Genomic DNA, 25724 nt, shown 5'->3' on the forward strand with positions numbered 1-25724 from the left:
AAAGCCTACATCATGACAACGTCAAATTGCTCTTGAATATAAAGAGGCTCTGCCTGAACTTTGACCTGCTTGCCAATAAAGACCTCGAGTTCTGCCAATGCGTGCGATTCATCGCCTTGCAAGGCATCCGCGACAGAAGGGGAAGCGTAAACCACGAATTTATCCGCCTCATACGCTCGGTTAACTCTGGTGATTTCGCGAAGAATCTCATAACAAACAGATTCAACGGTTTTGACACTTCCACGCCCCTCACAAGTTGGACAAGTAGAACATAGGATATGTTCAATACTTTCACGTGTTCGCTTACGTGTCATTTCGACCAAACCCAGCTGGGTGAAGCCGTTAATATTGGTCTTAACTCTGTCTTTGTCGAGCGCCGCTTCTAATGAAGTAAGTACACGCTTACGGTGCTCTTCAGAAAGCATGTCAATGAAGTCAATAATGATGATGCCACCCAGATTACGCAGACGCAGTTGGCGTGCGATAGCCTGAGTTGCTTCAACATTGGTATTGAATATGGTTTCTTCAAGATTTCGACGACCGACGAATGCACCCGTATTTATGTCGACTGTCGTCATGGCTTCAGTTTGATCAATGATCAAATAGCCACCTGACTTAAGTTCCACTTTACGTTCCAAAGAACGTTGAATTTCGTTCTCTGTGTCGTACATATCGAAGATTGGCTTATCACCTTCGTATAACTCCAGTTTACTCGTCAGCTCTGGTACGTATTCTGAGGTGAATTCTTTGAGGTTCTCAAATTCTAAGCGAGAATCAACCAGTATTTTGGTCAGTTCAGTGCCGACAAAATCACGTAGAATGCGTTGTGATAACCCGAGTTCACCATAAAGTGTCGAGCGTGTTTTGTACTTAGAACGGCGCTCATTGACCTTTGACCAGAGTCGTTTTAGAAAAGCGGCATCTTGAGATAGCTCGGTATCATCCGCGCCTTCAGCTGCAGTCCGGATAATAAAGCCGCCATCTTCATCACAGTAATGACCAACAACTTTTTTCAGGCGGTTGCGTTCTTCTTCGCTCTCAATACGTTGTGAGACGCCGACATGACTCGCCCCTGGCATAAAGACCAAGTAGCGGGAAGGTAAGGTGATGTCTGTGGTCAGGCGTGCGCCTTTGGTGCCAAGCGGGTCTTTCACCACCTGGACGACAATGTCTTGTCCTTGGCGAACCAGCTCAGAGATATCTCTGACTTGAAACTGTTGTTTCTCATTCTCTGCCACACACTCAGTGTGAGGCACAATGTCCGAAGCATGAAGAAATGCCGCTTTGTCTAAGCCAATATCAACAAATGCCGCTTGCATCCCCGGCAGGACTCGGCTGACTTTGCCTTTGTATATATTGCCGACAATACCGCGCTTTGCTTCACGTTCCACATGGATCTCTTGTAGGGTTCCCCCTTCAATCATGGCCACACGAGTTTCACTCGGGGTCACGTTGATTAGCAACTCTGCACTCATCGGCGCACCTCAAAATTTTAAATTATAAGAATTTGTGCAAGAGCTGGTCCGTTTCGAATAATGGGAGGCCTACCACAGCATGATAGCTACCCTCAATACGCGTTACGAAACGGCCTCCGATACCCTGGATTCCATAGCTACCAGCTTTATCGCATGGTTCACCCGTATGCCAATATTGTTCTATCTCGTTTTCTGACATAGGTTTAAACCATACGTCTGTAGTCACCACTACAGTTTCTTGTTGTTCTTTACTGGCCACTGTCACTGCTGTCATCACCTGATGACAACGATCTGACAGCGACATCAGCATCTGTTTAGCATGTTCCAGATCATCGGGCTTTTCCAGAACGGTGTTGTCACAAACAACGATGGTATCTGAGCCAATGACAACAGCTTCACTTGCGAGCGCTAACCCCGCGAGCGCTTTATCTTTAGATAGGCGTGCGACGTACTGCTTTGGATTCTCATCTGACGATTGACTTTCTTCGACATCGGTTCGAATAACAGTAAACGAATGACCTAATTGTGATAACAGTTCTTTGCGTCTCGGTGATCCTGACGCCAACACCAACTTTTTCATCATCAATTACCTTACATGCCAATGTCGTCTGACTCTGCGCATCAACAGGAATAACCACGGCCACAGAATACAGTTTATCAAGCCACTCCACAGAGACAGCAGATTAAATGTAATGTCCTGTATCAGGTATTCTCCTGAGAAAATCAGAACATCCAAAACAATAGAGAGCAGACCAATTAGCATCGCTTGCTGCCAAAGGGCCATATTCCTCAAGACCAAGAAATTAAGCGCCACCAGATAAACGACGATCGACATCATCATACCGCGAATACCCAAGGTGGAACCGAGCAATAAGTCCCACAGCAAGCCAAGTATCAAAGCGGTACCGACATTTACTCGATGTGGCAATGCCAACACCCAGTAACAAACCACAAGAAACAGCCAAGAAGGTCTTAACACATCCAATACGCCAGGCCATGGAATAGTCTGAAGGGTTAAGGCTATTAAAAACGAAAAGGCAATGACCATTTTGCCTTTAAATACACTATTCGCCATTACCGCTTACCTCTTGCATATTACTTGGTAATGCCTGTTGAATCTTGTCCTGACGAGAATCATTTGGCCAGATGAGAAGCAAATAACGTAGGCGTTCAAAATCGACAACCGGTTCAGCTTCTATCGCTGCGAATTCACGCGCAGTGTCACGGACAACATTCACCACGTGCGCCACTGGATATCCTTCTGGGTACACTCCCCCCAAACCGGAAGTAACCAGTAAGTCGTCTTCCTGAATATCGAGGCTGATCGGAATATGATCTAAGTTGATTCTGTCTATCTTGCTGTTGCCTGACGCGATAACACGGATGTCATTACGAATCACTTGGACAGGAATAGCACTCTGGCTATCTGTAAGTAACAATACGCGGCTGTTATGGGCGGAAACAAAGGTTACCTGACCAACAATCCCTTTTTCGTTCGCCACAGGCTGGCCGACATAAACGCCATCTATCTGGCCTTTATCAATAACTACTTGCTGACGATATGGTGATGTATCCACGGCCATCACTTCAGTGACTACTTTACGCTCGTCTCGTACAAACGAGGAGCCCAGCAGTTTACGCAAGCGCTGGTTTTCTTCACGATACTGATCCAGCAGCAACATATCATTCTTAAGACGCAGAATTTCACGCTTAAGCTGATGGTTACTCTCCATAAAGTCTTTGCGAATATTGAAACGCTCATAGACCCCATCAAACATAGTGCGAGGAACATCAGCTAAATACTGAATCGGGGCGACCATGCTGTTGAGTAAATAACGTACCTGAGCAAATGCGCCTAAACGACTATCAGCCAGCATAAGGCTGGCTGATATAATGACTGCGAAAAACAGGCGTAATTGAAGTGAAGGTCCTCGGCCAAAAATCGGCTTCATTGAGTATGAGTTCCTTAATCGCTCGAAATAGCCTAGTGGTTTGCTAGGCCAATTCGATTATTCTTCGCTGAATAGATCGCCACCGTGCATGTCGATCATTTCTAGAGCTTTACCGCCACCACGTGCTACACATGTCAGTGGATCTTCCGCGATAACCACTGGAATACCAGTTTCTTCCGTTAGAAGTCGATCAAGATCTTTCAATAGCGCGCCGCCACCTGTAAGAACCATACCATTTTCTGAAATATCAGACGCAAGTTCTGGTGGACATTGTTCCAGCGCAACCATTACAGCGGAAACGATACCAGTCAGTGGCTCTTGTAGCGCTTCAAGAATTTCATTTGAATTTAGGCTAAAGCTACGCGGCACACCTTCAGCAAGGTTACGACCACGTACTTCAATTTCTTCAACTTCATCACCTGGGTATGCAGAACCAATCTCGTGTTTGATCTTTTCAGCGGTTGCCTCACCAATCAAGCTTCCGTAGTTACGACGAACATAGTTGATGATCGCTTCATCAAAACGGTCACCACCAATACGTACTGAAGATGAGTAAACCACACCGTTTAGCGAGATAACCGCCACTTCCGTAGTACCACCACCGATATCAACGACCATAGAACCCGTAGGCTCAGAAACACGTAGGCCAGCACCGATTGCTGCCGCCATTGGCTCATCGATCAAATAAACTTCACGCGCGCCAGCACCAAGTGCAGACTCACGAATAGCACGACGCTCAACCTGAGTTGAGCCACAAGGTACACATACCAAAACACGAGGGCTTGGTTTAAGAACACTGTTGTCATGCACTTGCTTAATAAAGTGTTGCAGCATTTTTTCGGTAACGTAGAAGTCTGCAATCACACCGTCTTTCATAGGACGAATTGCCGAGATGTTACCTGGAGTACGGCCCAGCATTTGTTTTGCGGCATGGCCGACAGCAGCGACACTTTTGCCTGCTCTGTTACGGTCCTGACGGATAGCGACTACTGAAGGCTCGTCTAGGACAATACCCTGTCCCTTGACGTAGATAAGAGTGTTGGCAGTACCTAAATCGATTGATAGATCATTAGAAAATATGCCACGAAGTTTTTTGAACATATTCTTCGCTCGTCCTGAAAGAATTAGAAGATAGAAAATTGCACTAAATGTACCAATGCCTTGCCGTATCAGCAAGGCATTGAACTATAAACATGGGCTGAAACCCGCAATTTCTAACAGATTCCTAACGAAAGTCGAAAAAATCTCGTTGTCTCTAATTCTGTTCATTCCACCAAATGACTCGATCACTCCCTCGGTATAGACCAAATTGTGTCAGTCCTGAAGTGGAATTTTCAAAATTACCATCACCATCTTCATCATCCATTAGCCATGGAAACAATGAATTCACATTAAGAGAAGTTGTGATCGTTCCGGTGATGCCAGATCCAGGTGGAGTAAACTCTATCCAAGATTCTCCACTGCTAGCTGTAGAAGAAACTAGTGACGCATTGACCTCTGGCTGAGTAGGGCTACCGTTAGTTACAACCGTATATTCCCCTGATGTGAATACAAAGTTCCCAATAGCCCCAAAGCTGGTGCATGAGTCATCGGTATTGGTTTCAAAGCGATTGCTTTGATAGTGTTGCAATTCCAGTCGCTGCCTTACAGTTGCAATCTCAGAGCCATAGGTGTCGTTAATAACCAGCCTTCCCCAACGAAGTTGCATAGTGCCATCTACATTATCAAAGGTAATGCCTTGACAATCATCACTACTCCCAGAATGTGCTGATTTAAAGCATACGCCATCGGAATCTTTAAGATCACGTTCATCTAACTCGAGTTGAAAGTCAGCAGTAAATGGATTTATTGGCGTTGTATCTTTGGTGTATAAAATATGCTCATTTTTGAGCACTACTTTACTATCATTCGTAGCATTTCTCTCAACACTTGGGCTAGGTATTGATGACGTGTCAATAGAAATTGTAGGGTTACCGCTTGCGGCGTTATACGTATGATAACCCCACTGATTGCTGTAACGCCACCACCCATCATCTAGATAATTTTTAACGTCTGAGCCACTTGCTGATTGCGGAGACAAATCGAGCTGTGGTTCTGTTGAGTAGTTAAAAGATTGCCCAATATAGCTAAACCCACCACAAAACGCATCCAATACGGGGGGAAGTGGAATTGAGACTGCGAAATAAGCAGGGATAAAGCGCCCTAAGTTACCTGTAGAGACGGGTGAAATCGTATAGCCATGAAAAGTAGTTGTTGGTGTTACGGTTATATCAAAAACTCCAACTTCAGAAATCGTCTGTTCGATAACGTTAGTTCCTGAATCTTGTGGGACATGATTATATTCCTGTACCCCTAGCGTACCTAACTCTTTACCAACAGGTGCAATAAGTTCATGAGTAATTTCAATATCACTATGCTTGTAGTTATATAACACTACATCATCTTCACCATAAGCCGTGACCTTTAAGTCGAATGTTTCTCCTGCTGCTGTAAAAACGTCGCATGAGGTATCTGCGGCTATGCATTCACCATCATTACCTGAATAGTCCGCTACAACAGCTAGATATTTTGGATATCTAACAAAATTCTCACTCCCTGTCATTTCCAAACCGTCTTCATCACCCGTTCCAATATAGCTAGCATTTAGCTGAATCTCCCCAGCATCTGGGTAGTTAAGGGTAAATGAGGCTTCGCCTGAACTGTTAAACGATAGATTAAGTGCAGTCGCATCACCCTCTGTTGTTCCAATAGCATTAGAATCAATCGATACCTGAGGGCTACCCTTAATTTCACTACTAACAGGATCAACATACGAGCTCCAGAAATTGATGTTCTTGGATACACTGCCAAAACTTGGAACACATTGCTGAGAGTTATCGCTTTTCTTTACCGCCCTTATTTGTGCAGTAACTGATTCATTTGAGACTTTATCTTCTACATCAATCACAAAACCACTGTCAGAAAACACCACATCACAATTATCTGCACCCAAGCCACTGCCGTCATTACACAAATTGGTCGAGAAAGGCCTAGCTGGAGGAGTCGAGCCCGTCACACCCAAGGTTAAAGTCCCCGGTTGGTTCTTTCTGATAGAGAAAGTCCCTGAGCCGCCAGAAAAAGTTTTCACATTTCCACCGATCCATCCTCCTCCCCCATCAACTGTCGCCGGAGAAAGAGTTGCAGTTACTGAATCAGTATATAGCTCGCTACAACTTGAATTCTTACAGGCTCTAACGGTAACTTCTTCTGCATTGCAAGTGAGTTCTTGTCCTGTGTGGGTGATTCGAAAATGATCGATTTGATCTTCTATAGGGCGTGATTGCAGCGCACAAACCTGGAAGTTATCAATCTCGTGGATATTGGTCACACTGCCGGTAGAGCCCGTAATTGAGAGCAAGAAGTCATCTGGCACCGCAGCTTGGTTGTATTGACTATCTAAGACATTGATTGGCCCGACAATAGACTGCCAGCTACCGTTACCGATCTTACGTGAAATTTCCACCTGCGATTCATTTGTGATCCGAGAATCCACCACAATCTTATAACGATGCACCGCACCAGAATTATTGTTATCGACTGTTGGCGACAAACAGTTACCATTCTGGTTAGTTTGGCCATTGTTACACGCGCCCGCTAGATAACGATAACCCGTTTCATCAACGCCGGAACCACGCAATGCTACCGACTGGCGTCTCCGCCCTGGGTCACTACCCTGCCCGCCTTCATTGGAAAAGTTACCATATTCATCAATACCTACGCCGAGCCAACCACCAGCAAATCCGGGCTCGTTAGGTTTAAAGCCATAACCTAGAGGCCCACCAAATGCGCCAGCTCTTGGAGTAACAAGAGCATCTGAAAGCACGACACCAATACCATCCGCGCCGGAACCATTATAGGCAAAATGATCAAACTCTATTTCAACCAAGTTGTCTTTGGCGGGGAATAGACGCTGATAAGTTGACGAAGTCGCCTGATTTTGCACCGCTTGGGTAAAGCGTAAGCGACTACTTACAATGCCTGGCTGGAAAGACCCGCTACTGGTCGACGTCACCCAGAGGTTAGACAGGGAACCTGAGCTAAAGTCATCGCTGAAACACTGCAATGTTGGTGTATTGCTACAGGTATGGCGCTGACGATAGAGCTGGCGTATCTGTTGATCGGTCAAATCTTTATCAAATATCTGGACTTCATCAATAGCTCCATCGAAAGCTCGACCAGAGAAGTTCTGATCTTGGCCAATTTGAAAAGGATTGCTGTTGGTTTGTAGCTGCTTATTTTGGTTAGACGTCCTGCTAGCCCTTAACACACCATTGATAAATAGGCTTGCTTTAGACTTTTGGAAGTCATATCGAATAGTAACGAATGTCCAATCATTCAAAGGCACCGATGAACTGCTTGTTAAGCTGCGGGTGGAGCTATTCTTCTCTTGCCACCACCAAAATATCCTCCGATTGGAATCCATATGAACTTCAAAGTTGGTATCTTTGGAGAAAATGCTGTGTAAACCACCCGAATTAGGCGAGCTAGTTGGATAAATCCACGCAGAAACCGTCAACGTTTTGTTCAGATCCAAGTTGTTGTTATCAGCTACTTCAACATACTGATTATTGTCGTGCTCAAAGTATCCATAGCCACATGTACCTAGGCTATCAATAGTAGGTAGAGCTGGCGTTGATGTCGCAGTTAAAGCACCATTAATCGCGCGCCCGTGTAAATTGTTACCAGACTCATCTTTGACTTCATTAGCAGTACCATTCCAAGTAGATTCTTCAAGATGATACAGCGCTACAGGATCTGGCAATGCATCAACACCACAAGAATTCGCTGGCGACTGCTGATACAGACAAGTGCCTTCAACAGTGCTGCCGTCGTTAACATAAACAGTTCCCCAGTTGGGTTGCCCAGCTGTCACATCACCAACAATTTCCGAGCCGTCTTCAAGCTTAATGTGGTTGTTGGTACTGGTCAGGTCACCAATAACCACAGAGTCTTCTATCGTTATTTCACCATTGGCGCTAACATCACCATAAACATCTGAATCCTTAACGATGACTTTATTATTCGAAGACGTTAGATCACCAATGATATTAGAATCTTCAATGGTGAGATCGCCATTAGAATCAATATCACCAGTAACTTCAGAATCCTTAACTGTCACTTTATTATTTGGAGTCGTTACGCTACCTGTGACTTTAGAAGACTCTTCGATATTGATGTCACCATTAGCAAAAACACTGCCCGTAACTTCCGTCCCTTTCAGCTCAACTTTGTTGTTATTAGAACGAACTGCACCACCGATGTTGCTGTCTTCAAGGACTACATCGCCACCGGTGATAATTCCACCAGTCATCTCAACATCTTTTAGCGATACCGAGCTGCTGTTGGCATCAAAGCGCCCGTATAGCTTATTGTTACTTTCTGACCAATCGAATGAGCCATAGCTTGCTTCAAGATCAATGGTATAAGTGGCATTACCGACCGTATTGCCACCATCGAAGCTAAAACCATCATCGGCATCTAATATCGAATTATCGGTAGCGCGAATAGTGTCATTAGAAGAGAGTTCTACCTTACCGTTTTGACAGCGGTAAGTATCCGTTCCCGAACCAAAAGATAAAGACCAATTACCCGAAGAACATGGTGGCAAGCTGCGTTCAGAAGGCGTTTGCGATAACACATACTCCTGAGCCAAAACAGGAGTCGCCAATAACGCGACTAAAATTAAGAATATTCTAGGCATCATCGCGTACTCCAACTTCTATCACTCTTTGCAATTGCCAATCTCCAACCACGCAACTTCCAGTGGAAACCAATTGAAACACCTCAACATTGTTATCCAATGTACCCAAAGAGGTACAGGTAACCGACGCCGAACATTGAGATAAACCGACTCCGTTAAAGTTAATCGTTTGTTGAACACCAACCTGACAGCTGCCATTTTGGTAAAAGCGACTTATTTCTACCTGCGCTGCAGAACGCGCTGCCATTTCCGCTCTCGTACCAATTACTGAGGCAATCAGTTGATCACTACTGCGTTCTTGGTTCCGATTTGCGATCGCCGCCATAAAACCCACCACTACGACAATGATGAAAATAACCAGCAGCAAGCCGCTCCCTTGCTGCCTACGGCGTGTTGTAGATAAGCGCATCATGATCAAACCTAACCTGCTCTCCATTACCGACGAAGGTCAGCTCCATTTTAACTAGGCCATTACGTTGCAACTGGGGATCAGCAACAACAAAGTTGACCTGATTAAGATTTCCAGCAACCCTAACTCCAGTACCTAATAATGCAGGCGTTAAAGTCGCTCTATCTAGATCATAGCCGGAATACCGCAGTAGCTCATTGCCAACTAGGCAAAATGCGACTGGTTCACGATAGAAATAAAGGCGATCTGCTGGGCTCAATGTCGTAAAACCGGTGCTCACTGTCAGGTCAACATCCACCATAGACGTCATCGCGCCACTTGCAGCAAAATCGACAGTGGTACTGACTTGAGCGGTTTGGCCAGAACCATCCACATCTTCTCTCAGTTCAGCACTATCGGTTGGATACACCACAATACGCTCGCCCGCGGCAATACTTTTAACCACTGGGAGCACTCTGATTGACGAAGAGACCGATAAAGCCATAGGAAGATCCATATATATGGCACTATTTGTAATTGGCAAAATTTCAATACAGTTATTCGCTACCACAACACTATTTGGAATCGCTTCGCGAATTTCTCTACGCATCCTTTCAGTGGCAAAGCGGCCTTGCTGAATTAATGCTTCACGATTTGATGAATCTGAATACAATACCAATGATTGACGCACCACTTCGCCGACAAACAGACCAACAATGCCTAACAAAGTAATGGAAACAACCATTTCAATCAGAGTAAAGCCACGCATCAAAAATTCCCTTTTGTCGCCGCGAATGGGTAAGTGTTCCCCTGACGATCAGTAATAGTGACGGTAATTCGCTTATAGTTTGTTATGGTGGAGGATTCCGTGCCTTGCATGGTTCCACTGACGTCTTGTTCATAGAAAACCGTTATAGATACATTGTATCCTTGGTAGCCATCACTAAGGTCGTCACTAAGGTCTTCACCTAATACGTCTTGAACCACCCCATTCAGTCCGTCAAAGTCATCGACATCGTTGTACAGCGTTTTATTTGTCTCTCCTGGATCTGTGCCAAGGGCAGTAGCATCTGTACATAAATCTCGGCCGACGGCAGCAACGATGACACATTCAGGTAAACCGCCATTCGGACCCGAGTTCTGATCAAAATTACGACCTAACACTTCGTCCAACACCGCACGACCTAACTCAGCCGCTTTAACCGACGATACTTGATCGGCACTTTGTTTACCTTTAGGAAATAGCGCAATCGACACACCACTGATAGCAATACCAATGATCACGATAACAATCACCATCTCCAATAACGAAAAACCGTTATATTTAGCAACTTGTCGGGTTCGCAAAAATACCACCTTCTGAATTGATACAAATAAATCGGCTGGTGCCAGATTGGCCCTGAATAGTCACAGTACAATCAGTAGTTGAACACTGCGAAGGACGACCTAGACTGTCAAAATCGACATAATTTTCTGAACCATTGGTGCTGATCGTTAATGACACGTCGTCTCCAGCAGCATCAACGTAGCTACTGTCGCTGGTATCAGATGGGAATACGATTGCACAGCCGCCAGATGATACGGCTGGCGAAACGTGAATAGCCTGATTATCAATGACCAACCAGCGACTACATAAACCATTACGATTCATTGCCCTAAGCTGAGTTAACCGCAAAGACGATAAAACAGCTTCTTCCATTAATTGTGCATCAAAGCTGCTTTTACCTACGTAGCGACTAGCAGCATAGACTGATACCACTGCAAGCAACACAATGACCATAATAAGTTCAATTAACGTAAAGCCTCGACAAGGCTTAGCATTCATAAGATACCTAAGTAGCTAATTTTTCTAATTTGATTATAAATTAGAAAAGCTATCAGTGAGGTGATTTGTGTAGATTTTGAGAAGAAGTAAGAGGTTAGTTCTGTGTGAGAGCATGACAAAGAAAAGGCCAGCAAAGCTGGCCTTTTCTTTAATAATTAGTTACAGCCACCTGTAGCTACAGTTGTAGAAGCTGCACTCGCAGTAGAAGTCCCACTAGCCTGTGTGTAAGTAACAGCACACGTTGTATCAGTAGAGCCACTAAAGCTGTATGTAATACTTGTGTTTGCCACACTTGCTATTACATCCCAATCTGAATCTAGACCAACAACTGCTGCCCCTATACCGCCAGTTGTCGCAAGCGGGTAACCATATCTTGTCAAAACCCCCTCAACTGAGGTCCCAGCAGCTGCACTAGCAGTCTCTTGACCATCAATAACAGCTTTGCCATATACGATACCAGCAGCACCATCAATAGCACCTTTCAATCCTTGTAGAGATGCTTCACGCGCATCTCCTTGCAGGTTAAGAAAACGAGGTGCTGCAGTTACTGCCAGAATACCTAGAATAACAATCACCACCACTAATTCGATTAGGGTGAAACCGCCTTGTTTTTTCATAGTCTCTATCTCTCTATGTTAATCCGCAGTACTACTGCAATGTCACGGTCACGCGACCGGTTTTAATCTCATATACAAACTGATGATTCGTACCACCTTCTTTCTGAATGTAAGTACAAGTGTCATTAGAATCATCAGCCTGAGCTGAATACTTTATATTTGTGTTGGCGTTGGCATTCGATACAGTGTCTACACTTGGTGGGTTTTGTAATAGGTTTCCCATCAAGTCGATACAAATCTGATCCGTCAAACTTGCCGGAAAACTCGTGTTATCTGTATTTAACCCAAACGGGTAGCCATCTCTAAAACCAGTGTCAGCATTACTACTGTTTTTAGAGCGAGTTAACCAAAAATCAACACCATCATAATTAACAGTGTTATAGGTTTCTGCGTTCACGGTCACTGAAGGACGAGCTTCAGCCTCCCACTGAGCACGTGCTGATAGCACTCCAGTCGCGAAACCACCAGCCACGCCTTCAACGCTGGCTTTCTTCGCTTCGTCAGTCACATCTAAAAAGCGTGGCAAAGCCGCAACGGCCAGTAAACCGACGACGACAATGACAACAACAAGCTCAACTAACGAAAAACCGAATTGCTTATTATGCATAATTATAAACTCGCTATTTAGTACAACGTATTATACGAGATATCCACGATATAGCCATCACAAATATGTCAACAAAATCACCTTGCCGAAAAACCGACACTCACTGTAAATTTATTATCTACTAGTTGTATATGAATCGATTTTTCCTGATTGTAAATATAGTCACATCGATAACTATTTAATTCAGAGCGATTAACTACCTTGAGTGGAATTGAATCCATAATCCGCTGCTCTGGATATAATGTCGAAAGCCATGACTTACACTGATTACTATTTCCTAATTTCTCTGGTAAAACCCAGCCAGTCTTTGAAAACGTTAGGTTTTCTTCTCCAATAGTCAATATTTTTTGCTGGCCTTTAAGCATCCACTGCTGTTTATAAAAACTTGCTCTTTCTATAATCCTCTTACTGGCAAGTAAAAAGGCCGCATCATCGACATCCTTTTCTAATTTCTCCAGCACCAAAACAAAGCTCATCATCAAAATAATAATAGCCAACAGCCAGAGTACCAATCTTGAACGCTCTATATTGTTCGCCATATTAACCTTGAATAGCGTCTAACATACCCCACATTGGTAGGAAAATACCTAGTGCCAGTATTAATACCATGCCTGCAACCACTACTAATAATATAGGCTCTATTCGTGCTGTCAGCGTCTTCAAATCGTAATCAACTTCACGATCATAAAAATCAGCCGCTTCAAGTAATAACTCATCAATTCGTCCGGTTTCCTCACCCACGGACAGCATTTGCAGCACTAAGGGGGTAAACACTTGGCTATTACTCGCCGTCGTTGAAATGGTTCCCCCTGCTTCAATTGAAGATTTCATTTCCAACAAACGATTCTCGAGGTACTTATTTTCTAGAGCTTCCGCAGAGAGAGCTAATGACTGATTCAAAGGCACACCAGCCTTAAGCATTAGCGCAAAAGTGCGAGAAAAACGGGAAAGCTGCGCTCGATTAACAAGATCACCAATAATTGGCATGCGTAAACGAAACTTATCCCACTTTTCTTGGCCTTTTTCCGTTCTCACCCAAGCTTTGAACGCAAAGATCAAGCCCACGATACACGCCAACATAAATGCCCAATAGTTGACAAAAAACTCCGATGTCGTAATGAGAATGCGCGTTGGTAATGGTAAATCGACTCCAAAACGAGCAAACATACTCGCAAACTGCGGAATCACTTTCACGTTCAGGACAAACAAAGCCACAACGATAAAACTAATAACAAAGGTGGGGTATCGCATTGCTGTCTTGATACGCTTGCGAGTTTCCACTTCCTGCTCATAATAATTGGCCAGTTGCATCAGAGCCTGATCCAATCGACCAGTGTTTTCCCCAACATTGATCATTGAAACAAACAGCGGGCTAAAGACCTTGGAATGCATCTGCATTGACGCCGATAAACTGCGTCCGTTAGTCAATTCCTGGGTGACCTCTTCCAAGGCTTGTTTCAGCTGTTTGTTGGCGCTGTTTTGGGTCAACCCTTTCATGGAGCGAAGCAAAGGGACACCCGCTTTGGTCAGGCTATACAACTGACGACAAAAGATCACCAGCACTTCCAGCGGAATTGAAGGTGTAAGCAATGATCTGATATCCAACTCAAAGGCGCGCCCACCACCGCCTAAATTGATAGAGGTAGGAATGATACCTTTATTGATCAGAGACTCAGCAGCAGCTTCTTCATTAGGCGCATCAACCTGCCCAGTAGCGGCAGTACCGTCTAAATTTCGTCCCTGATAACTAAATACTGGCATGATTCATCCTATAAGTAGATGGCTTCAACCGAGCCGGACGCATCGCCTTCACCAAGGTTCATGACTTCATCTAAACTCACCACACCTTGTAAAGCCAATTCCATGGCAGAAGCAAGCAAAGGCTTATAGCTCTCAGACTGACGGGCGACCATTGAAAAGCCTACCGCATCGTTGGCGCGCAGCTTATCCATCATGTCCTGCTCCAATTCGAGCATTTCAAACACGCCTATCCGCCCTTGATATCCCGTTAGGTTGCAGTTCTGACATCCACGACCTTTGACAAAATCCGCCTGTCCCTGGTTAGGAAAACGTTGAGCCAACCACTGCCTGCGTGAATCGTCCACCTCATCTTTGGTCTTACAATCTGGACATACTTTACGTACCAAACGCTGAGCAACAACAGCTCGTACTGCACTAGCCACTAGGTAACCTGGTGCGCCCATATCCATCATCCTCAGAGCGCTATCCACCGCATCATTAGTGTGCAATGTGCTCAAAACTAAGTGACCCGTGAGTGCAGCACGCAGACCAATTTCTACCGTTTCTTGGTCACGCATCTCACCAACCAGAATAATATCTGGGTCTTGACGCAAAAAGGTTCTGAGAATGGTTGAGAAATCGAGGTCAATTTTCGAATTCACTTGGACTTGGTTAACACGGGGTAAACGGTATTCCACCGGATCTTCTGCAGTGATGATTTTCTTACCGGGTTCATTAAGTTCACTCAATGCGCCATAAAGCGTGGTGGTTTTCCCCGAACCTGTAGGACCGGTGACTAGTATCATGCCGTGAGGGCGGCGAAGTTGACGCCTAAGGCGAAGCAATAGGTGCTCAGGAATCCCGGAATGTTCCAATTTTCGTACACCCGTTGACTGATTCAATAGACGCATAACGACGGATTCGCCATGCTGGACTGGCATCGTCGACATACGAATGTCGACTGATTGACCCTTAGCGCGAATGTTAAAACGACCGTCCTGTGGCAAACGTTTTTCCGAAATATCCAGATTCGCCATTAACTTTAAGCGCAGCACCAAGGCAGGAGCGACATTGACTTCATTTAATAGGGTTTCATGCAGGACACCATCGATACGTTGACGTAAGCGCAATACATTGGCATCAGGCTCAATATGGATATCTGAAGCACCAACTTGAATAGCATCTTCAAACAATGAGTTAATTAGCTTAACAACGGTAACTTCATCGCTGTCTTCATCTTCAATATTAAAATCAAATGCTTCAGTAACCTGATGCTCTGCCTGCAACTGCTCTGCAAATGAGGCGATTTCCTTGGTACGTCGATAATAGCGATCAAAGCCATCAACCAGCTGTTTCTCAGGCGCAATGACAAATTCAATACCGTATTGAGGCAATTGTCCAAGCAGTGCTTCCTGAGCAAACAAGTCTGCAGGGTCGCTCATTGCCACCCTCAATGTGTCACCTTGACGACCGATCACTAAGGTTCTCAGACGACGAGCATGAACTTCAGGCAAGAGCTGCACAGCGTCAACGTCAACGTTCGCTCGGCTAAGATCAATCAATGGAACATCAAGCTGCTGAGATAGGAAGGTCAGCATCTGGTGTTCGGTTAAAAAACCTAACTCAATCAGAGTTGCACCCAGTTTTCGACCCGTGCTTTTTTGCGCGGCTAGTGCCTCTTCGACCTGAGAGTCGGTAATAATGCCTTCTTCGACGAGCAAGTCACCGAGACGCTTTCTCAGTTTAATTTGCATCTGGTTGCTCCTCTAATCGACTAATTAGCGATAGACGATCGCGAATAAATTGTTGCGATTGGCTGGATAAACCCAATTTTGTGAGTGCCTGCTGATAGGCTTTTTCGGCTTCAGGTAAATTTAAAGCACGCTCTTGCTGGATACCTAATCCAAGCCACCAACGGCCACTGTCTGGCTCCATCGAAACTAAATTCTGGTAACTACTGAGCGCAATTTCGTCTTGCTTGGATTTCTGTGCTAACGCGGCTCTCAACGACAAATACTCAACTGGTACTTGCTGTGGAAGATGAACTAAAGCCGTTAGTGCCGCTTCATTTTGCTTTTCTTTCATCAGCAATTTCGCTAGAGACATTCGTAGCGCAGTATTATCTTTGTCGAGTTGAATACCTTTACGCAGAATATCCACCGCCTTTCTTGCTTCACCTTTACCGTAATATAACGCCGATAGTTTCTGGCGAATCTTAACGCTATTGGGCGCGTAGCGAAGCGCTTCCTGATAATGGCCAAGTGCTTCTTTCAGGTTGTTGTCATCAAGCGCTTTCTTGGCTCTTGTTTCCGCTTTTTCTGCCAGTTGAGCTGGTGACAGTTCAATTTGCTGAATAACAACTTCACCTTGTGCAACTTGAGTGGGTTTCTGTGAAACACTGGCAACGGCTATTGGCAAAGGCTGAGGTAGATGAGCCTGAGCTTCTTCCTCGATGACAGGCGCAGGTTTGGTAGGCTTATTCACGGTACGAGATTGAGGGTTATAAATAACGCCACTGCTCTCAGAAGGTTTAGACGTCGGAGAGGCTATTTGGATTGTGGGCTCAGCGACAGTGACAGAGACTGGTTGTTGCGGCAATTCTGGGGACTGCGTAGAAAGAGCCCACCCACCAACAGCAAGACTTAACCCAAAGCTGCCGATCACCCAGGGCAACACTTTGAGCTGTTTAACAGGTTTGACTTGCGCTTTGACAACCTGCTCTGGCTTATGCGAATGGTTACTAGCCAGCTCAGACAGCGCATTGTTAATCGCACTCATGATAAACTCCAGCCCCAAATTAACGGGCTTTTAAATTTCGGTTTACAGCTGTCATACGTATCGTGAATGGCGCTAAACAGCTGTTCATTATTGACGCTCAAGCTACGTTGGCTACACGCTAATACTAGGCACTTGTGACAGATTTGATTCACCAGTCTTGGAATCCCGTGGCTGGCTTTCCAAATCGCTTTTTTCTGGCTGACAGTAAAGATTCCATCCTCCCCACCCGACTTCTCTAATCGGTTGTCAATGTAGGCGACCACCTCAGCAATTGTTAGCGTTCTTAGTCGTGCACTGAAAGTTATCCGTTGACGGAACTGGCGAAGATGATGTTGCTCTAATCTCTCATCCAGTTCCGGTTGGCCAAACAAAACGATCTGTATTAGCTTGTTGTATTCGGTTTCTAGGTTGCCAAACAAACGCAGTACTTCTAGAGCTTCATCACTCAGCGCCTGAGCTTCATCGACAAACAGCACAACAGGCAATCCACCCCGAGCTAATTCAATAAGTTTAGCTTGAATCTCTTCAACTAAGTTGGTCGAGTCTACTGAATCAACGGCCAACTCAGTCGCGATGGCTCGTCTTAACTCATCACCATTAAGGGCAGGATTTGGCAGATAAACCAGCTGCACATCTTGCTCAAGTTGATTGACTAGAATGCGACATACCATGGTCTTTCCTGTGCCGACTTCACCCGTCACCTTTATCAGCCCTTCCCCCATTTCAATTGCCGACTGAACGGTTTGAATGGCCTCATAGTGAGGCTCCAACCCCAAAAAAAGCTCCGTATTTGGGGTCAGATGAAAAGGAAATTGAGTTAAACCAAAATGCTCCAAATACATGTGCTACTGCTCATCAGGAAACCATTCTTGAAGTAAATCTCGTGAACGTTCAATCTCTTTCTGCCAAGTATTTACACCCACAACTGTCGGCTTCAATAGAATGACTAATTCTGTTTTTTCAGTATATTGCGTAGTGTTGCGGAACAGATGCCCCAGAGCGGGGACATCACCTAAAAACGGGACTTTGGATGTTCTATCCAATGTGTTGGATTTCATTAAGCCACCAATAACCACCACATCGCCATCTTGTGCACGAATAACAGAGTCCGATTCACGAATGGAGCTGGTCGCTAGTGGCAAAGAGACTGTAGACGTGCCATTAGTGATCTCTTTATTTTCTTCCGTTACGTCAATCACCGCTGGGTGGACATGTAATAGAACACTGCCGTCATTATCAATTTGCGGGGTGACATCAAGGGATATGCCCGAGAAGAATGGCGTCAACTCAATATCGGTACTCGTGGTAGATGTCGTGCTGCTTGTGTCAACATTAGTCGAGAAGTCTGTCACAAAGTAGCTGTCAGTCCCAACTTTGATTACGGCTTTCTGATTGTTTGACGCCGTGACACGAGGACTAGAAAGTACGTTCAAATCACCCTGAGTGGCCATAAAACTGATCACTGCATCAAAACTGCCACTGGAAATCACTAAGTTTGTCTGTCCGCCCAGTAGGGTGCCAATCGTATCCAAACCTGGCAATGTTGCCGGCGTACCGGTTGTCGTCGGAGTTCCCTGACCTATGGTGTAATTTGTCCCGTTCGACGTGAAGGCTTTTGACCAATCGATACCTTGCTGATAGCCGTCACTCAAAGTGACTTCGAGAATCTTAGCTTCCAAAATCACTTGGCGATGCAGTCGTTGCTGAGAGACACCAATAAAGCTTCGCACTTCGCGAATTTCATCGGGGAATGCGCGAACAGTAATCACACCAGCCTGTGGTGTAATAACAACACTCTGCCCTTGACCTGAACCAATTAACTGACTCACGGCTTGTTCCAGCTGTGGCCAAAAGTCACTTTCACTGGTCGTTTCAATTTCAGTGCCGCCCTTAGCTGAACTGGTGTTCGAACTGCCTGTACCGGAGGTATCTGAATCTGAGCTAGAAGATGACGAACTCGATGAGCTACTGTTGGTGATGGTCCCAGTAGTAATCGAGGTTAATGAGCGACCACTACGCTTGAACTGTAAGTAATCGACCGGAATGGTTACTGTCCTTAGCCCAGCAGGATAAACCTGAATCACTTTACCAGTTTTTTCAATTTGGTAGCCGTATAGATCGCGTACTACGGACAAGACTTCATCTAGAGTCACGTCCGTTAAATTAACGGTAATATTGCCGGATACCTCTGGATGCAGTGCAACACTAAATTCAGTTCCTCTCACCAAACTGGCAAAAAAGGCTTTGGCTTCGACATCATTCGCTTGAATTCGAAAACGCTTTACTGTTTCGAGAGCTGCTAGCCCACTATCCAGCTCTGGCATTAAATCAGCCTCTACAGAAGGCGGAAGCTCATCCAGACTGCGACTGCCTGACTGATTTATCGCTTCATTCAGCGCATCTTTAACTTCAACAGGCTCCCGATGGCCCATTGAACAACCCACTAATGATGCAACAGTCATTGCTACAACGAGTTTACGCATACGATTCCAATAACCTTATTGTTTTATATCCAGAGTAAAAAGCTCTAATTCCCACTGCTTGCCTGCTCGAGAGAGCCTGACCAGCTCCGGTTCAATGCTTGTCACTTTATATCCATTCACCGTTTCTCCGACCAAAGCTACCTGATTGTTTAACACCGCGCGACAATGCCCAGCATCTCGGCAAACAATACTTTGCAGCATAGGCACTGGCTGCTGAACAATCTTGGTTGCTGGCTTGGCCTCCCGAGGCTTCTGCCAACCAAGCGGAGCTGTTGGGTCCTGAGATGCACTGACCACCGATGAAAAAAACGCAACAGTCACAAGTAATAATCTAACCACCGATGAACTCCTGTCTCGTGCCTAACGTGTACACTTCCAGCACCAGTCGTGCGGTAGGGTATACTTCGACGGTATAACTGAAACTTCTCCAGTAATAATTGACAGGCAGAGACTCTAGTGTGTTGAGATAAGTCAGAATAGAGAAATAGCTCCCAGTTAACTCTAGCCTTACCGGATGCAAGTAATAGCCTGTTCGTGTCTGGTTGTCTGCTCCCCCTGTAATGGGTTCCGCTGTCATAGACTCTAATGAAACTAGCTTAAGGCCTTTAGTGCCTGCTAGTACATCTTCCAGTAACCGCGCCATTTGGCTAGGGGAAATCAGGTTTTCAATAATCTGTGCTAACTGCTCTGACAGTTGCTGACTTTCAGTCAATAACTTCTTAAATTCGAGGTCAATATTTTGGTTGGGGTCTTTATTTAGCTTTGCTGTGGCAAGTAAAATATCGCCTTCTAAGCGTTGAACCGTCTGCTTAGTCGAACTCAGTTGCCCAGACAGCGCATGATTTGCTTTCACCGTCGGTTCAATCAACCAAATTAGAAGCATAACGCTGAGGACCACCAAGCCACAAAGCGTAAGCAGCCATTTCTCTCGCAAGCTCAGAGTTTGAAACTTATCGTTTAGTTGAAGCCATAGCTGTTGCATTATTTCGACTCCTGCTTAGTGATAAGTTCAAACGTCACAATGTCGTCATCGTTACGACCAATGCGCAGCTTTTCAAATGTCCGCCCCACTAAATTGACTTCCGACTGGAATTGATTCACCCAGTTTGGGATAGCTTTTGCTTCTCGTGCCAACCCCTGCAAATCCATGGTATTTGCATCAATAAAAATATGGTTTAGCGAGATGTCTTCCCGACCCAATTCCGCCAGTGCGCGCATTACACCTGAGTAACCTATCTGTTGAGAGTCATCAAATTCATCGACAGCTTTTAACGAAGCCCGTTTAGCCTGAATATCCAGTTTTAATCTCGCCACTGCGGCAACTTTAGCAGCAGATGGCTTATGCTTGGCCAAACGTTCATTCAAGCTTGCCAACTGCTGCTCAAACTCTCTCTGCTGGATTTGGAAATCTTCTAGCTCTTGATTTAGCGTGCTTTGCTGAAAATGGAGGTAAGCGAATGAGGTAAGCAAAATGGCCGCTACCGCTCCCCATGCAAACACAACATTAGTAAGAGTAAAGTTTTCCTTCTTCGGCTTAAGTGAATCTGGATAGAGATTGACCGCTTGCTCGCTCAATTGCTCTGAAAATTCAATCAGAATATCGCCTGACTCTCTGTCATCCTCACTTAGCGCAGCGACTTTAACGCTTAAACGCTCACTTAACGCCCCCACCAGCTCAGGTTGATCTTCTTCATCACAACAAACTTTCATCTGATGCAGAGAAGCACCGCGTAGCTGCGACGATAGATAGTCAATCGAACGTTGTAGCTCTAATGCAATACCATCAAGTTGCAGGACGCTGGTGGCAACACCTGTTAGCGGAGATGCAACCCCTCGAATGGTTCTTTGAAACGCACAGTGATGGTCAACAAAGGCGCTAACTCGGAAACTGCTTTGTTTGCTGCGCTGCAGTAATAAAAAATGCGAAACTTCACCAGCCGACACACCCCAAACTTCATCTTCGACTAAAACACGATCAAGCTGGATATGATGAGCAGACAGCTGTTGCTGTAGTCCGAAGATCAGACTCTTAGGCACAACATAAACCTGAAGTTTATTACCAACGGGAAGCTCGGCCGCATCCGCAACAATGTCCGTCACTTTTTCGCTGATTAGGTCTTTAAGTAAAAACGGCAAGGCACCCGCTAGTTCTGCCTCTGGAATGTTAGGCTTATCGATTTGATAGGTTTGGTAAAACTTAGAATTGAGAACGATATCGAGATGAATCTCAGGTAATTTAGCCTGTATCAGCGTTTTGAGTAGCGTCTCTTGCCAAGCGCCCCCCTCCACCACCACCTTAGACGGCAGCGCATGGTCAACCAACGCTGAAAAATACAATTCACCGGGTTGAACAACGACGGTCAGTTTATGGCCGACCTTTTTGTTGTGCTTAAGCTTTCCGATCAAAGACTGAATGTTCATTTACTACTAACTTTTCGCCATCGATTACGGCGACCGATCTGAACTTTAGTGGTCGCCATGACTTTTTTCTCAGTTTCAACTTCAGGTAATAACTGTTGCTCGGACTGAAAATAACGTCCTTGAACGCCTTGTACTCCTAAAGCCAGCATCGTTTTATACTCTTGTTTATTGTCGACACCAACGGCAATAACTTGAGTTTTAAGTCCTTCACAAGCACCTAACAGGCTACGCACGAATAACTGATTCTCATCTCGCTGATCTATTTGCTTTACCAAGCTCCTATGCAATTTTAAAAAGTCGACCGGTAGATCTTTTAAATAATGTGTACTGACAATTGATCGTCCAGCTTGACCTACCGAAACTCTACAGCCTAATCCGGAAATCATCTTTATTACCGGGCGCATATAATCCAAGTGTTTTACTAACCTTGCTTCTGCGAATTCAAAAATTAATAACTTTCGCTGCTCTGCTGTCAATTGTAGTAGTTCATAACGAAACCATTTCAGATAATCTCGCTCAGAAAACGGCACAACGTGAAGATTTACAGAGTAACATATTCTTTTCTTTGAGACTTTCAAAAATTTGACGACCGTCGAAAAAACAGCACGGTCGAGAATCGACTCATAGCCAACAGACTCTATTGCTGAGTTAAATCTTGATGCTTTTATTAAACCTTTATCGGGATCGTTAATACGGACAAACAGCTCAGAATGTTCAAATATTCGGTCTCGGTGTGAATCTAATAAATAACAAGGCTGATGGTATATATAGAGCTTTTCAGGCTTTAGCACTAAATCGAATAGAGTACGCCAACGTACGCTGCCCCGCTCATCCTCATGCGTGACAAGCTTGTTAAATTTATTCCAAGTATTGACTCGTTGTAACTGTGCGCTTTTGAGCGCTGTTTCTACCTCATCTAAAATACGCCCCTGACTTTCACCTTCGCGATACATACTAATACCAATATGCACCCAGTTTTCCTTATCTAGTGGACTAGGTGGGGACAATTTTGTCAGTTGCTTTAAGCTATTCACTGCTATTTGTGAAATATCTTTACTGCTTAAGTGAGGAGCAAATATGGCAAAGTCTGATTCGTAATAACGTGAAAGGATAACGTCAGGATAGCGCTGAATAATATTATTTAGGTTTTCACCAATATCGACCACGAAATCATCAGCAACAGACTTACCCGACTCTTCTTGCAATTGGTCCCAGTCATCTATTCTCAGCAGCAATACTCCACCATGCGAACCGTGCTCTGACAATGCGGCTTCAAGCTTACTGTCAAACAATACACGATTTGCGGTACCAGTCAGTTGATCGAGAAAGGTTTGCGTGCGAATGAAGGTATCAAAGCGACTTCGCTCTTGGCGAGCGTCCTGTAACTCCTCTATCAGGCAGTCCAATGCTTCGCTGGCTGTATATGGCCATTCTTTGACATCGCCTTTGGCGTATTCCTCGACTCTTCCAGCCAAGATCATTCGCCCTCGCTCTTCAAGGAGCTCAGACCCTGCCAACTGCTCTCTCAGCCATTTTACGCCCCGCATCAAGCAAAAGATGATCAACGCCACCGCCAAAGTGATCGACCATAAAGCCTCAAGGGAGTATCCATAGCCAATATAGGGAGGCACCGCTTTAAACTGAAGTCGGTAACCGACATTGCGCTCGAGTTGATATTCCACGTCGTAAAGAAGCGCTTTGTCGACTTTCGATGAAGTGTCCTTATAGCGATAGATCACCCCATTGTCAGACAGCAGTTTCATTTCAACAATATTGGAAGCCTGAAGCATCTTAGGCATCCAACGTTGAAGGGAATATGCGGCATCAGGGTCTTCCATCTCTTTATCCAACACCTCAACAATTCCCTGTAGAGAATGATCTAGATACTCTTGCCCTAAGCGCTTGAAAGATAGTGTCCCACCTAAAAATAGGATGAACATCGCACTGGTCACTATAACGGTGACAAACGCAACTAGGCGAGTGCTCAGTTTTAAGGTGGGTGTATACCTCATATAAGAAGAATTCCTTTCTTGAATTAGATTGTGCAACATCCATGCTCAGTCAGAGTACCTAGGCCGAGATACTACTAACTGATTAGTCTGTTTTTTAACTATATAAAAAAGCCGCGAAATTCGCGGCTTTTTTCAGGATTCAATGAGTTAGAATGGGATATCGTCATCAAAATCCATTGGTGGCTCATTATACTGAGGCTGATTTTGGTTCTGCTGTTGAGGCTGAGAGTATGGTTGCTGAGCCTGAGCAGGTTGGCTTTGTTGCATTGCTGGTTGCTGAGGTTGACCCCAACCACCTTGCTGCTGAGGCTGGCCCATTGATTGACCCGGTGCGCCACCTTGAGCACGACCACCTAGCATCTGCATAACACCATTGAACCCTTGAACCACAACTTCAGTGCTATAGCGATCCTGACCATTCTGGTCTTGCCATTTACGTGTCTGCAGTTGACCTTCAATATAAACCTGAGAACCTTTGCGTAAGTACTCACCTGCAACTTCAGCCAGCTTGCCAAACAGAGATACACGGTGCCACTCTGTTTTTTCGCGTTGCTCACCTGTTGCTTTATCACGCCAGCTTTCAGACGTCGCAATCGTGATGTTTGCTACAGCGCCACCGCTTGGCATATAACGTACTTCCGGATCTGATCCCAGATTACCGACTAAAATAACTTTGTTGACTCCACGGCTCGCCATGATTCGCTCCGTCCAAATTCTGTATTGATCTAAAAATAGCGCATAAGGATAACACGCTTTAGTCTGTGAACAAATTGCAATCCACACAATGAGTTCACAAACTCATTCACCCTACTCAAAGCAAAATTATTTTCGAGTAAATTCAATCTATTGATTGAGTGATAGATTTATTAGTTACTAGCTAACATGAAATTAAACGCAATCCTGTAAACCAAACTCGCACCAGTCGGAATTCTCATTCACTCTGCCAACACACCTAATTAAACCGAATGAAGAACCTTATGACTAAAAACATCTATACCAGAACCATCTACTTTCTCTGTGAAGACAGCTCTCAAAACAACCGTTTCATTCATCAAATAGAGAAGCAGCTCGGTGTTGATATTCCGCACATTGAACCAAACGAGTTGATGCTTGCCATGCAGCAACACAAACATAAAATTCTAATGATAGATTACCAAAACTACAGAAAGCTCAATAATCAGATTCGAGATTTGCCTCTATCGAATAAAATGTTTGAAACCATAATCTTTAATGTAGAAAAAAGACTTACTACAGAAGAGCTACTGTGCTTTGGCAACTTGAAAGGATTGTTTTATCAAGATGACTCCGTTGAAGCCATCGCTAAAGGGTGTGGTGAGATAATCAACAGTCAAAACTGGTTGCCCCGTAAAGTCGCAGCTCAGCTACTGCATTACTATCGTCATGTTGTGCTTAGCCAGACAGCCCCTGCAACTGTGGATTTAACCTCACGTGAAATTCAGATTCTACGCTGTTTAAAAACTGGGGCGTCCAATATGCAAATCGCAGAGGATCTGTTTATTAGTGAGTTTACTGTTAAGTCCCACCTTTATCAGATTTTCAAAAAGCTTTCCGTTAAAAATCGTGTCCAAGCCATTGCTTGGGCTAATCAACATATGCTGTCTTAAATCTAATCCGATGCGCAAAAACTCACATTTTGTCTTTAACATTCATTATCCATTCACGCAA

Annotated in this window: 24 protein-coding genes; 1 reads left to right on the top strand and 23 read right to left on the bottom strand. The window is 44.8% G+C overall.

Annotated features, from left to right (window positions below):
• Positions 1 to 5: 5 nt before the first annotated feature.
• From rng to VIC_RS05270, 23 genes are all read right to left on the bottom strand, one after another.
• Positions 6 to 1475 carry a ribonuclease G gene (rng, locus tag VIC_RS05160; RefSeq protein ID WP_006958278.1) on the bottom strand — a complete coding sequence of 490 codons (1470 nt, stop codon included), beginning with the start codon at positions 1473 to 1475 and terminating at the stop codon, positions 6 to 8.
• 22 nt (positions 1476 to 1497) lie between these two features.
• On the bottom strand, positions 1498 to 2058 hold the full coding sequence (locus VIC_RS05165; protein WP_006958279.1) for a Maf family protein: 561 nt from the start codon (positions 2056 to 2058) through the stop codon (positions 1498 to 1500).
• A 3-nt stretch (positions 2059 to 2061) separates the two neighbouring features.
• A complete protein-coding gene (mreD, locus tag VIC_RS05170) occupies positions 2062 to 2550 on the bottom strand; it encodes a rod shape-determining protein MreD (protein ID WP_006958280.1) in 489 nt (162 codons plus the stop codon).
• Entirely contained in the window at positions 2540 to 3427 is an 888-nt protein-coding gene (gene mreC, locus VIC_RS05175) for a rod shape-determining protein MreC (protein ID WP_006958281.1), read from the bottom strand. Before mreC ends, mreD begins: the two co-directional genes overlap by 11 nt.
• A 57-nt stretch (positions 3428 to 3484) precedes the next feature.
• Positions 3485 to 4528, bottom strand: a complete 1044-nt coding sequence (locus VIC_RS05180; protein WP_004747218.1) for a rod shape-determining protein — start codon at positions 4526 to 4528, stop codon at positions 3485 to 3487.
• 154 nt (positions 4529 to 4682) lie between these two features.
• The gene (locus VIC_RS05185; protein ID WP_039951293.1) at positions 4683 to 9170 is read right to left on the bottom strand and encodes a DUF6701 domain-containing protein; all 4488 of its coding nucleotides are present in this window, start codon (positions 9168 to 9170) and stop codon (positions 4683 to 4685) included.
• Positions 9160 to 9579 (bottom strand): hypothetical protein, encoded by a 420-nt coding sequence (locus VIC_RS05190; protein ID WP_038509458.1) that lies wholly within the window; start codon positions 9577 to 9579, stop codon positions 9160 to 9162. Before VIC_RS05190 ends, VIC_RS05185 begins: the two co-directional genes overlap by 11 nt.
• Entirely contained in the window at positions 9551 to 10327 is a 777-nt protein-coding gene (locus tag VIC_RS05195) for a PilW family protein (protein WP_172974066.1), read from the bottom strand. The genes VIC_RS05190 and VIC_RS05195 overlap by 29 nt, the downstream gene beginning before the upstream one ends.
• Positions 10324 to 10902: a prepilin-type N-terminal cleavage/methylation domain-containing protein gene (locus VIC_RS05200; protein ID WP_006958285.1), complete on the bottom strand. Its 579-nt coding sequence runs from the start codon at positions 10900 to 10902 to the stop codon at positions 10324 to 10326. The genes VIC_RS05195 and VIC_RS05200 overlap by 4 nt, the downstream gene beginning before the upstream one ends.
• On the bottom strand, positions 10880 to 11380 hold the full coding sequence (locus VIC_RS05205) for a prepilin-type N-terminal cleavage/methylation domain-containing protein (protein WP_006958286.1): 501 nt from the start codon (positions 11378 to 11380) through the stop codon (positions 10880 to 10882). The genes VIC_RS05200 and VIC_RS05205 overlap by 23 nt, the downstream gene beginning before the upstream one ends.
• 155 nt (positions 11381 to 11535) lie before the next feature.
• A complete protein-coding gene (locus VIC_RS05210) occupies positions 11536 to 11997 on the bottom strand; it encodes a type II secretion system protein (RefSeq protein WP_006958287.1) in 462 nt (153 codons plus the stop codon).
• 31 nt (positions 11998 to 12028) lie between these two features.
• On the bottom strand, positions 12029 to 12604 hold the full coding sequence (locus VIC_RS05215; RefSeq protein WP_006958288.1) for a prepilin-type N-terminal cleavage/methylation domain-containing protein: 576 nt from the start codon (positions 12602 to 12604) through the stop codon (positions 12029 to 12031).
• A 77-nt stretch (positions 12605 to 12681) separates the two neighbouring features.
• Positions 12682 to 13143, bottom strand: coding sequence for a hypothetical protein (locus tag VIC_RS05220; RefSeq protein WP_006958289.1), 462 nt, complete (start codon positions 13141 to 13143; stop codon positions 12682 to 12684).
• Position 13144: 1 nt separating this feature from the next.
• Complete coding sequence (locus VIC_RS05225) at positions 13145 to 14365, bottom strand: type II secretion system F family protein (protein ID WP_006958290.1); 1221 nt, start codon at positions 14363 to 14365, stop codon at positions 13145 to 13147.
• Between the two features lie 8 nt (positions 14366 to 14373).
• On the bottom strand, positions 14374 to 16098 hold the full coding sequence (locus VIC_RS05230; protein WP_006958291.1) for a GspE/PulE family protein: 1725 nt from the start codon (positions 16096 to 16098) through the stop codon (positions 14374 to 14376).
• Positions 16088 to 17122, bottom strand: coding sequence for a tetratricopeptide repeat protein (locus tag VIC_RS05235; RefSeq protein ID WP_006958292.1), 1035 nt, complete (start codon positions 17120 to 17122; stop codon positions 16088 to 16090). The genes VIC_RS05230 and VIC_RS05235 overlap by 11 nt, the downstream gene beginning before the upstream one ends.
• Positions 17119 to 17964: an ExeA family protein gene (locus VIC_RS05240; protein ID WP_039951295.1), complete on the bottom strand. Its 846-nt coding sequence runs from the start codon at positions 17962 to 17964 to the stop codon at positions 17119 to 17121. Before VIC_RS05240 ends, VIC_RS05235 begins: the two co-directional genes overlap by 4 nt.
• Before the next feature lie 3 nt (positions 17965 to 17967).
• Positions 17968 to 19605 carry a pilus (MSHA type) biogenesis protein MshL gene (gene mshL, locus VIC_RS05245; RefSeq protein WP_006958294.1) on the bottom strand — a complete coding sequence of 546 codons (1638 nt, stop codon included), beginning with the start codon at positions 19603 to 19605 and terminating at the stop codon, positions 17968 to 17970.
• Between the two features lie 15 nt (positions 19606 to 19620).
• Complete coding sequence (locus tag VIC_RS05250; protein ID WP_006958295.1) at positions 19621 to 19944, bottom strand: hypothetical protein; 324 nt, start codon at positions 19942 to 19944, stop codon at positions 19621 to 19623.
• Positions 19937 to 20587 (bottom strand): type II secretion system protein GspM, encoded by a 651-nt coding sequence (gene gspM, locus VIC_RS05255; protein ID WP_006958296.1) that lies wholly within the window; start codon positions 20585 to 20587, stop codon positions 19937 to 19939. Before gspM ends, VIC_RS05250 begins: the two co-directional genes overlap by 8 nt.
• The gene (locus VIC_RS05260) at positions 20587 to 22026 is read right to left on the bottom strand and encodes a hypothetical protein (protein WP_006958297.1); all 1440 of its coding nucleotides are present in this window, start codon (positions 22024 to 22026) and stop codon (positions 20587 to 20589) included. The genes gspM and VIC_RS05260 overlap by 1 nt, the downstream gene beginning before the upstream one ends.
• Positions 22023 to 24038, bottom strand: a complete 2016-nt coding sequence (gene csrD, locus VIC_RS05265) for an RNase E specificity factor CsrD (RefSeq protein WP_006958298.1) — start codon at positions 24036 to 24038, stop codon at positions 22023 to 22025. Before csrD ends, VIC_RS05260 begins: the two co-directional genes overlap by 4 nt.
• 147 nt (positions 24039 to 24185) lie before the next feature.
• Positions 24186 to 24734: a single-stranded DNA-binding protein gene (locus VIC_RS05270; RefSeq protein WP_006958299.1), complete on the bottom strand. Its 549-nt coding sequence runs from the start codon at positions 24732 to 24734 to the stop codon at positions 24186 to 24188.
• A gap of 281 nt (positions 24735 to 25015) precedes the next feature.
• On the opposite strand from VIC_RS05270, the gene VIC_RS05275 reads away from it, so the two are divergent.
• Entirely contained in the window at positions 25016 to 25663 is a 648-nt protein-coding gene (locus tag VIC_RS05275; RefSeq protein WP_006958300.1) for a LuxR C-terminal-related transcriptional regulator, read from the top strand.
• The last annotated feature ends 61 nt before the right edge of the window (positions 25664 to 25724 follow it).

The sequence above is a fragment of the Vibrio coralliilyticus ATCC BAA-450 genome (assembly GCF_000176135.1).
GTDB lineage: Bacteria > Pseudomonadota > Gammaproteobacteria > Enterobacterales > Vibrionaceae > Vibrio > Vibrio coralliilyticus.

Coding starts and splice junctions, on each gene's coding strand:
- mreC (WP_006958281.1), bottom strand. CDS start 3,427: ATGAAGCCGATTTTTGGCCGAGGACCTTCACTTCAATTACGCCTGTTT.
- VIC_RS05185 (WP_039951293.1), bottom strand. CDS start 9,170: ATGATGCCTAGAATATTCTTAATTTTAGTCGCGTTATTGGCGACTCCT.
- VIC_RS05260 (WP_006958297.1), bottom strand. CDS start 22,026: ATGAACATTCAGTCTTTGATCGGAAAGCTTAAGCACAACAAAAAGGTC.
- gspM (WP_006958296.1), bottom strand. CDS start 20,587: ATGCAACAGCTATGGCTTCAACTAAACGATAAGTTTCAAACTCTGAGC.
- VIC_RS05165 (WP_006958279.1), bottom strand. CDS start 2,058: ATGATGAAAAAGTTGGTGTTGGCGTCAGGATCACCGAGACGCAAAGAA.
- VIC_RS05205 (WP_006958286.1), bottom strand. CDS start 11,380: ATGAATGCTAAGCCTTGTCGAGGCTTTACGTTAATTGAACTTATTATG.
- mreD (WP_006958280.1), bottom strand. CDS start 2,550: ATGGCGAATAGTGTATTTAAAGGCAAAATGGTCATTGCCTTTTCGTTT.
- VIC_RS05180 (WP_004747218.1), bottom strand. CDS start 4,528: ATGTTCAAAAAACTTCGTGGCATATTTTCTAATGATCTATCAATCGAT.
- VIC_RS05225 (WP_006958290.1), bottom strand. CDS start 14,365: ATGCCAGTATTTAGTTATCAGGGACGAAATTTAGACGGTACTGCCGCT.
- VIC_RS05270 (WP_006958299.1), bottom strand. CDS start 24,734: ATGGCGAGCCGTGGAGTCAACAAAGTTATTTTAGTCGGTAATCTGGGA.
- VIC_RS05240 (WP_039951295.1), bottom strand. CDS start 17,964: ATGTATTTGGAGCATTTTGGTTTAACTCAATTTCCTTTTCATCTGACC.
- csrD (WP_006958298.1), bottom strand. CDS start 24,038: ATGAGGTATACACCCACCTTAAAACTGAGCACTCGCCTAGTTGCGTTT.
- VIC_RS05275 (WP_006958300.1), top strand. CDS start 25,016: ATGACTAAAAACATCTATACCAGAACCATCTACTTTCTCTGTGAAGAC.
- VIC_RS05210 (WP_006958287.1), bottom strand. CDS start 11,997: ATGAAAAAACAAGGCGGTTTCACCCTAATCGAATTAGTGGTGGTGATT.
- VIC_RS05235 (WP_006958292.1), bottom strand. CDS start 17,122: ATGAGTGCGATTAACAATGCGCTGTCTGAGCTGGCTAGTAACCATTCG.
- mshL (WP_006958294.1), bottom strand. CDS start 19,605: ATGCGTAAACTCGTTGTAGCAATGACTGTTGCATCATTAGTGGGTTGT.
- VIC_RS05230 (WP_006958291.1), bottom strand. CDS start 16,098: ATGCAAATTAAACTGAGAAAGCGTCTCGGTGACTTGCTCGTCGAAGAA.
- VIC_RS05215 (WP_006958288.1), bottom strand. CDS start 12,604: ATGCATAATAAGCAATTCGGTTTTTCGTTAGTTGAGCTTGTTGTTGTC.
- VIC_RS05220 (WP_006958289.1), bottom strand. CDS start 13,143: ATGGCGAACAATATAGAGCGTTCAAGATTGGTACTCTGGCTGTTGGCT.
- rng (WP_006958278.1), bottom strand. CDS start 1,475: ATGAGTGCAGAGTTGCTAATCAACGTGACCCCGAGTGAAACTCGTGTG.
- VIC_RS05190 (WP_038509458.1), bottom strand. CDS start 9,579: ATGATGCGCTTATCTACAACACGCCGTAGGCAGCAAGGGAGCGGCTTG.